General features: G+C 55.7%; 6 protein-coding genes and 1 pseudogene. 3 read left to right on the top strand and 4 right to left on the bottom strand.

The window, feature by feature from the left end:
* Nucleotides 1-564 precede the first annotated feature (564 nt).
* Genes T18_RS22385 through T18_RS22375 form a run of 3 tightly spaced genes read left to right on the top strand, consistent with a single transcriptional unit; the run spans nt 565 to nt 4,255 of the window.
* Complete coding sequence (locus tag T18_RS22385) at nt 565-1,674, top strand: 2Fe-2S iron-sulfur cluster-binding protein (RefSeq protein ID WP_038492227.1); 1,110 nt, start codon at nt 565-567, stop codon at nt 1,672-1,674.
* Nucleotides 1,675-1,715: 41 nt separating this feature from the next.
* Nucleotides 1,716-2,837 carry a histidinol-phosphate transaminase gene (hisC, locus tag T18_RS22380; RefSeq protein WP_038492224.1) on the top strand — a complete coding sequence of 374 codons (1,122 nt, stop codon included), beginning with the start codon at nt 1,716-1,718 and terminating at the stop codon, nt 2,835-2,837.
* Nucleotides 2,834-4,255 carry an FAD-binding oxidoreductase gene (locus tag T18_RS22375; RefSeq protein ID WP_038492221.1) on the top strand — a complete coding sequence of 474 codons (1,422 nt, stop codon included), beginning with the start codon at nt 2,834-2,836 and terminating at the stop codon, nt 4,253-4,255. The genes hisC and T18_RS22375 overlap by 4 nt, the downstream gene beginning before the upstream one ends.
* 51 nt (nt 4,256-4,306) lie before the next feature.
* Here T18_RS22375 and T18_RS27835 read toward each other — a convergent pair.
* The 4 genes and pseudogenes from T18_RS27835 to T18_RS22355 all read right to left on the bottom strand — a co-directional run.
* Nucleotides 4,307-4,432: pseudogene (locus tag T18_RS27835) on the bottom strand (aldehyde-activating protein); the annotation flags it as partial.
* Nucleotides 4,411-5,097, bottom strand: coding sequence for an ABC transporter permease (locus tag T18_RS22365; protein WP_038492218.1), 687 nt, complete (start codon nt 5,095-5,097; stop codon nt 4,411-4,413). The gene T18_RS22365 and the pseudogene T18_RS27835, both read right to left, overlap by 22 nt.
* Before the next feature lie 4 nt (nt 5,098-5,101).
* Nucleotides 5,102-5,809, bottom strand: a complete 708-nt coding sequence (locus tag T18_RS22360) for an ABC transporter permease (RefSeq protein WP_035198759.1) — start codon at nt 5,807-5,809, stop codon at nt 5,102-5,104.
* A gap of 137 nt (nt 5,810-5,946) precedes the next feature.
* Entirely contained in the window at nt 5,947-6,741 is a 795-nt protein-coding gene (locus T18_RS22355) for a transporter substrate-binding domain-containing protein (protein ID WP_038492215.1), read from the bottom strand.
* Nucleotides 6,742-6,752 lie beyond the last annotated feature (11 nt).

The following is a 6,752-nucleotide window of genomic DNA, read 5'->3' as shown; positions in this document are numbered from 1 at the left end:
CAGGTTCAAATCCTGCCCCCGCAACCAATATCTTCAAGACTATCAACAACAAAGCCCTCCCATCCCGGAGGGCGCCTTGCGTTTAGGGCCTTGGATACCGCAAATGAATTGCTGGCGGTATAGCCACGTGGGGCTATGATAGCGTGCACCTAGGCCTGTATCCTGCTCCCGGAGCACTCTGCAACTATCTAACGATTGGTTCTGAAGATCACGTTCTGTTTTGGCGTATCCCAGTGAAAAACGAGGGCGCAAATCCAGAGTTGCTCGCGCCAATTCAAACACCCATAGTTTAGCCTTTCTAAACAAAAACCCATCTGTGGCGGGATTGTCTCTCTTTGTTGACGCGCAAATAATGAGATTTGTCAGAGGGATAAATTGAGGTGGGGCCTTGGGGCTGCAAATTGGTGAAGACCAAATTGCCAGCGAGTTTTTGAGGAAGTTCTGCCTCCCGCGAAACCCTTTGATCGTCTGCAGGTTGACGCAAGCCTTGAGCGATCTCACGGGGAGAGCTCTCGAGGCGATCTGTAGATTTCCGGATATTGAAATTATCAGGACAAGCAAATCATGACGACCCGCCTGGATCCACGTTTTCGCCCTTTCGAGGTAAAGCGCAAGGTGCGCGAGAGTGCCACGATCACGTCTTTTTACCTCACGCCTGTCGATCCTGCGGATTGGTGTACTTTTGAGGCGGGCCAGTTTCTGACGATCCAGATACCGCATCCCGAAGGCAAGGAACCGCTTGTCCGGAATTACACGGTTTCGTCAGGACCAAATGAGATCGGGGTCTATCGTATTACCGTGAAACGGGAGGCCGCTTTAGCGCCCGATATGGCCGATGGTCTTGTTTCGTGCTGGCTCCATGACGCCGTAGAAGAGGGTGCGGTCATCCATATTGACAGGCCGCGTGGTGCGTTCAAACTCGACAAGGCCAGTCAGCGACCGGTTATTCTCTTGTCCGGTGGCGTCGGGCTGACACCTACGATTTCCATGTTGAAGGTCCTGGTTGCGGAAAGCGATCGGCCCGTTTGGTTCGTCCATGCCTGCGACGGGGCTGCTACCCATGCGCTGCGTGAAGAAGTACGGGTGCTCGCTGAACAGCGCAGCAACGTCCATATTCATTACTGTTATCGTTTTCCGACCGACGAGGATGCCAAGGCCGGGCTATTCCATTCCGCCGGTTTCATCACTCGGGAGACCTTGCAGTCCTTTCTGCCGCTGGACGATTACGAAGTCTATATGTGCGGACCACCGCCGTTCATGCAGGCGATGTATGATCTGCTCCTCTCCCTCGGCTTGGAGAAAAGCAAGATTGCCTACGAGTTTTTCGGGCCTGCCTCCCTGCTTTCGCCATCGCAGCCGAAGAAGGAAGCAAACCTCAGCCTCCCTGTTGCTCCGGTGGCGTCAGAGCCTGAGTACTCCGGCATCGAGATCGTTCTTGGAAAGTCAAATGCCAGATTCGAGTGGGATCCAGCCTCGGAATCCATCCTGAGCTTTCTGGAGAGCCGGGGTATTGAGCCAGCATTCTCCTGTCGCGCGGGTGTCTGCGGCAGCTGTGTCCAGGACCTTGTGTCCGGCGACGTTGAATATGTGGAAGAGCCGCTGGATGACGTGCCATCCGGGCAGGTTCTCCTCTGTTGTTCCAAGCCCGTGAGTTCAGTCGTACTCGACCTCTGAAACCAGATTCCAGCGTTTATCCAAATCAGCGAGATCAACCCATGTCCGATATACTCAGACTCAACCCGCACGTTGCTGAACTTCCGCCTTATAATGCTGGAATGAATATCGCCGTTGCGCGAAGCAAGACGGGTTTGACCGATATTGCGGCCCTTGCCAGCAATGAGAATCCATATGGTTGCTCTCCGAAGGTAACCGCTGCGCTGGCCAGTCTCGACCCTTCACGCTATGCGGATCCTGCCTGTGTGATCTTGCGTGATGCGCTTAGTCGAAAGCTCGGCGTTGCCGGAAACCGGATTGTCATTGGAAACGGCTCCGAAGAGATGATCGCTGCCGTTTGTCGCGCGGTCCTGCGTCCGGATGCTACCGTGGTCGCGATGCTACCTGGTTTCGGCCTTCACGAAATCGAACCCAAAGCAAATGGTGCGAAAATCATCAAGATACCGATGACGAAGGATCTTCGGTTCGATCTTGAGGCGATGACGACCGCATTGCGCGAAAAGCCATCGATATTCTTCATCTCCTCGCCTTCCAATCCCGTGGGCCCTGCGTTGCGACAGGATCAGCTCTCAGGCCTCATTGCAGCCGTCCCGAAAGAGACATTGCTTGTTTTCGACGAAGCCTATTTCGAATTCTGCGATGGGAATACGCCAGATGGGCTTAAGACACTGGCTGACAGCGCTATCTCCTGGGTCGTGCTCAGAACCTTCTCGAAGGCCTATGGGCTGGCTGGGTTGCGCGTCGGATATGCCGTGGCTTCCGATGAGCGGCTGGCACAGGCTATGTCATCTGCAAAGACACCGTTCAACGTCAATGCAGCCGCGCAATTGGCCGCAGTTGCCGCGCTCGATAACGAAAACTGGATGCGGGTTTCCGTCGAAAGCGTCGTCAAGGAGCGCAGGCGCATGGCTGCGGCAATCGCCTCGCTTGATCTTTTCGTTCCGGACTCTCAGACGAATTTTCTCTTCATCGATGTTGGTTGCGACAGTTCGATCGCTTTCGATCATTTCCTGTCCCATGGCGTCATCGTCAAACCTTGGAAAGAACCGGAGTTCGCCAGCTTCATTCGTGTGACCGTCGGGCTTCCTGCGGAAAACGACCGTTTTCTCGAAGCGTTACGCTCACTCAAAGATAAGCTTCCTGAGGCAAAAGTCGCGTCATGATCGAACACAATACCGCCTCAACACGGGATTTGTCCGCCGCGTTTCTCAATGAAATCGACCAGATTATCGGCCTGTCGAACCTGAAACGCGGTGATGCCGTTGCCAATCTCGATTATGGCGTAACGCCTGCGAATTTCGGTGCGGATGCGGTTGCTTTCCCTTCATCTCCGCACGAGGTTGCGTCGATCATAAAAACTGCGGTTGCCCATGGTATATCGGTTGTACCGCAGGGTGGCCGAACCGGGCTTGTTGGCGGGGGTGTATCCGTCCCCGGTCAAATCGTGGTGTCGACCGCCCGGTTGAACCGGATCGTGGAAATCTATCCAGATGAGCGGGTTGCCGTTGTGGAGGCGGGCGTTACGCTTCAAGCGTTGCAGGCGGCCGCATCGGAGCATCGTCTCGAGCCAGGCATCGACTTGCCATCGCGTGGTTCTGCCACGATTGGCGGAATGGTCTCGACCAATGCCGGCGGGATTTCTGCCTTTCGATATGGGGTGATGCGACATCGCGTGCTCGGACTGGAAGTCGTATTGCCTGATGGCTCGATATATTCCGACCTGACACGCGTGGTGAAGAACGCCGCAGGATACGATCTGAAGCATCTCTTCATCGGGGCCGAGGGTACGCTTGGTATTGTGACCAGGGTTGCCATCAAGCTTGAACCGGTTCCCGCAGCAACCGCAACCGCACTTTTTGGGCTTCCCTCCGTTGAAGCGGCTCTTGATGCAACCGGGCTGGGGTTGACCGTGAGGTATGGCCACATGCGTGCGGCGGAAGCGATCTGGAATTCGTTTTTCTCCCTGACGGCGGGCGAGCACCTTTGGTCGGCGCCAGATTATGCCCCTGACTATCCTGTCAACCTCATCATGTCTCTGGGCGGCGGTGACGAGGAACAGCTTCAGATGGAGCTCGGCCGGATTTACGAGGAGCTGTATGAAACCTATCCGAACGTGTCCGCTGTCGTCGCAACATCGAAGGCGCAGGAAGCAGAGTTGTGGCGTCTGAGGGAGGACACGGACCTTATCTATCGCAGATATCCGGCTGCGCCGTCCTTTGACGTCTCCGTCCCCTTGTCGCAGATCGGAGAATATGTGGCTCGCTGTGTACCGGAGCTTCGGTCAATCGATCCTCTCCTCGATCCCTACCTCTTCGGCCACATTGCCGATGGCAATCTTCACATTGTTCTCAATGCAGCCGGGACAGCTCTGACGCCCGCCAAGATTGCTGCCATCGAATCCGTTCTCTACCGCGACCTGACGCAATCGGGTGGTTCGTTCTCGGCGGAACATGGGATCGGCTCCAAACGCATTCATGCGTTGCGGAAGACAGCGAACCCGGTAAAATTTGCCTTGATGACGCGGATCAAGGCCGCAATCGATGGCGGATGCACTCTTAACCCCGGCAAAGTCACCGGCTGACATGACAACGCCGCGCTCTTTGGGCGCGCGGCGCTGACACGACATAGGAGGCTACGGTTCAGTTCGCCAGAACGCCATTTTTTTGGCTGTCCAGGCGGCGATATAGTCCATAAATGCGCGTGACAGGCAGTCGTAAGGTTCGAGACTACTGGCCTTCAGCGCGCTTCGTGACGCATCAGATGTGCCTCAAGCATGCGGATGAGCATGACGAGGGTGAGGTTGATGGCGAGGTAGATGGCACCGGCCAGGGCGAAAACCTCGAAAATCGCGAATGTCTGGCTCATCAGGCGCTTTGCATATCCCGTGATCTCGAGAACCGTGATTGTCGAGGCAAGGCTCGTACCCTTGACGACGAGGATCAGCTCATTGCCGTAAGCCGGCAGAGCCTGGCGAATGGCGAGCGGGAATTCGATCCGGCGGAAACGCATAAATGGTGACATTCCCGTGGCTTTGGCCGCTTCCTTGAGACCCGCGGGAACCGATAATAATCCGCCTCGCAGAATCTCCGATGTATAGGCGGCCGTGTTGAGCGCCATCGCCATGACCGCGCAGCGCGCACCATCACTAATCACCCACCACGTTATGGCATTGCCTTTGATAAAGCCAATTTGGCCAAGCCCGTAGTAAAACAGGAACAGTTGTACAAGCAGCGGCGTACCGCGAAAGACCATGCTGTAATATTTTGCAAACCCGGCAAGGAAACGGTTTTCGGACAGCCGCATGAGCGAAAGACCAAGGCCGAGGTTGAAACCGATCGCGACAGATATCGCGGTTATGGTCGCCGTTGTGGAAAGCCCTTTCAAGAGGAAAGGCATCGATGTTTTCAGGAATTCGATATCCATCGCGTTACTTCCTCGCCCTTAGTCTCACCAGGCGTTCGACCCTGTCGAATCCAGCCTGGCTTATGATGGTGATCGCGAAATACACGACGGCTGCGATAAGAAAGAAAATCAGGGGATTGCGGGTGCTACCGGCGCCAACCGAGGCGGCGCGCATCAGTTCCTGCAGTCCGACAACCGATACCAGTGCCGTGTCCTTGATGGTTGTCTGCCAGACATTGTTCATACCGGGGATGGCAATGCGAAGCATTTGCGGGATGATGATGCGCCTGAAGATGCGGCGCCCGGGAATCCCCAGTGCGCGCGCAGCTTCTATGTGTCCCGTCGGGATGGAAGCCAATGCTCCCCTGATAACCTCGGTCGAGTAGGCGCCTGAAATCGTACCGATGGCAATGATGGCAATGATGAAGGCATATCCGCTGTCCGCAAGGGCAGCATATCCGAAAGCTGTGGCAACCTGTGTCACGAATTGCACGGAAGAAAAGAACAGCAGATAGATGATAAGCAGTTCAGGCACCCCCCGCACGAGAGAGGTATAGGCGTCTACCACAAGTGTCAGCGGGAATATCCGCGCCCACTTGATGACGCCGCACAAGGTTCCGATCAACGCACCGACAAGCATGCTGACCGTACCGACGGCAATCGTTATTGCGGCCCCCTGCAGAATGGCTCTTATCCAACCACCCTGCCAAACTAGGATCAGACTAGACTCCATTGGATTTGCCTTGGTTTTGCTGCGCACTCCCTTGCCTTTTTGGCAGCAGGCATCGTCAGCGTCTTCGACCGTGCGCACCCTGTCAGGTTGCGATTGAGTGGTTGCCCCGCACTTCTGGGAAGAGCGGGGCAGGCGTCTTAGTTGCAGGGTCTGGAGATATCCATCTTGAACCACTTCTGGCTCGCTTTGCCGATCGAACCATCCGCGACGAGCTCGCACAGTGCCTTGTCGATCTTCGTCTTCAGCTCGGTGTTCTCCTTGGCAATTCCGACGCCGATCCCTTCGCCGAGGGTGGAATCGAATTTGCTCTGAACTTTCACGTCGACAAACTGAAAGTCCTTGCCTTCGGGCTTGGCGAGAAAATCCTGAAGCGCAGAGGCGTCTGCAAATGCGGCCTCAACGCGGCCGCTTGCGAGATCGATCTGCATATTGTCGAGCGTGTCGTAGGTTTTGAGATTGGCATTCGGCACCCGCTTTTCGATGAAATGGGCGTGCGTCGTGCCGGTTTGAACGCCGATCGTCTTGCCGTCCAAGCCTTTCAACAAAGTGTCGATATCCTTGATGCCGGCGAGATCGGACGTCTTGGGAACGAGGAACATGTTTGCCAGCTCAGCATATCCGACCGAAAAATTGATTTCCTTTTTTCGATCCTGGGTAATCGACATCCCGGAGATGATGACGTCGAAGCGCTTCGCCTTGAGGGCAGGGATCAGGCCATCAAAGGCCTGCACGACGAACCGGCACTTCATGGCGAGCTTCGTGCAGAGCAGGTTGCCGACATCGGCGTCGAAGCCGGTTACATTGCCGGCAGCATCGGCCATGCTCCATGGTGGATAGGCACCTTCGGTGCCGATCGACAATTCGCCTTCGGCAGCGTGCGCCGTGCTGACGCCTGCAAGAAGCAGGGCGAGTGACAGGACTTTCAGATTCATATGCGAATTCC

It is taken from the genome of Rhizobium sp. TBD182, assembly GCF_001950375.1.
GTDB classification, from domain to species: domain Bacteria; phylum Pseudomonadota; class Alphaproteobacteria; order Rhizobiales; family Rhizobiaceae; genus Agrobacterium; species Agrobacterium tumefaciens.
The sequence above is the reverse complement of the archived record's forward strand: the minus strand, read 5'-3'. Positions and strand labels throughout refer to the sequence as shown.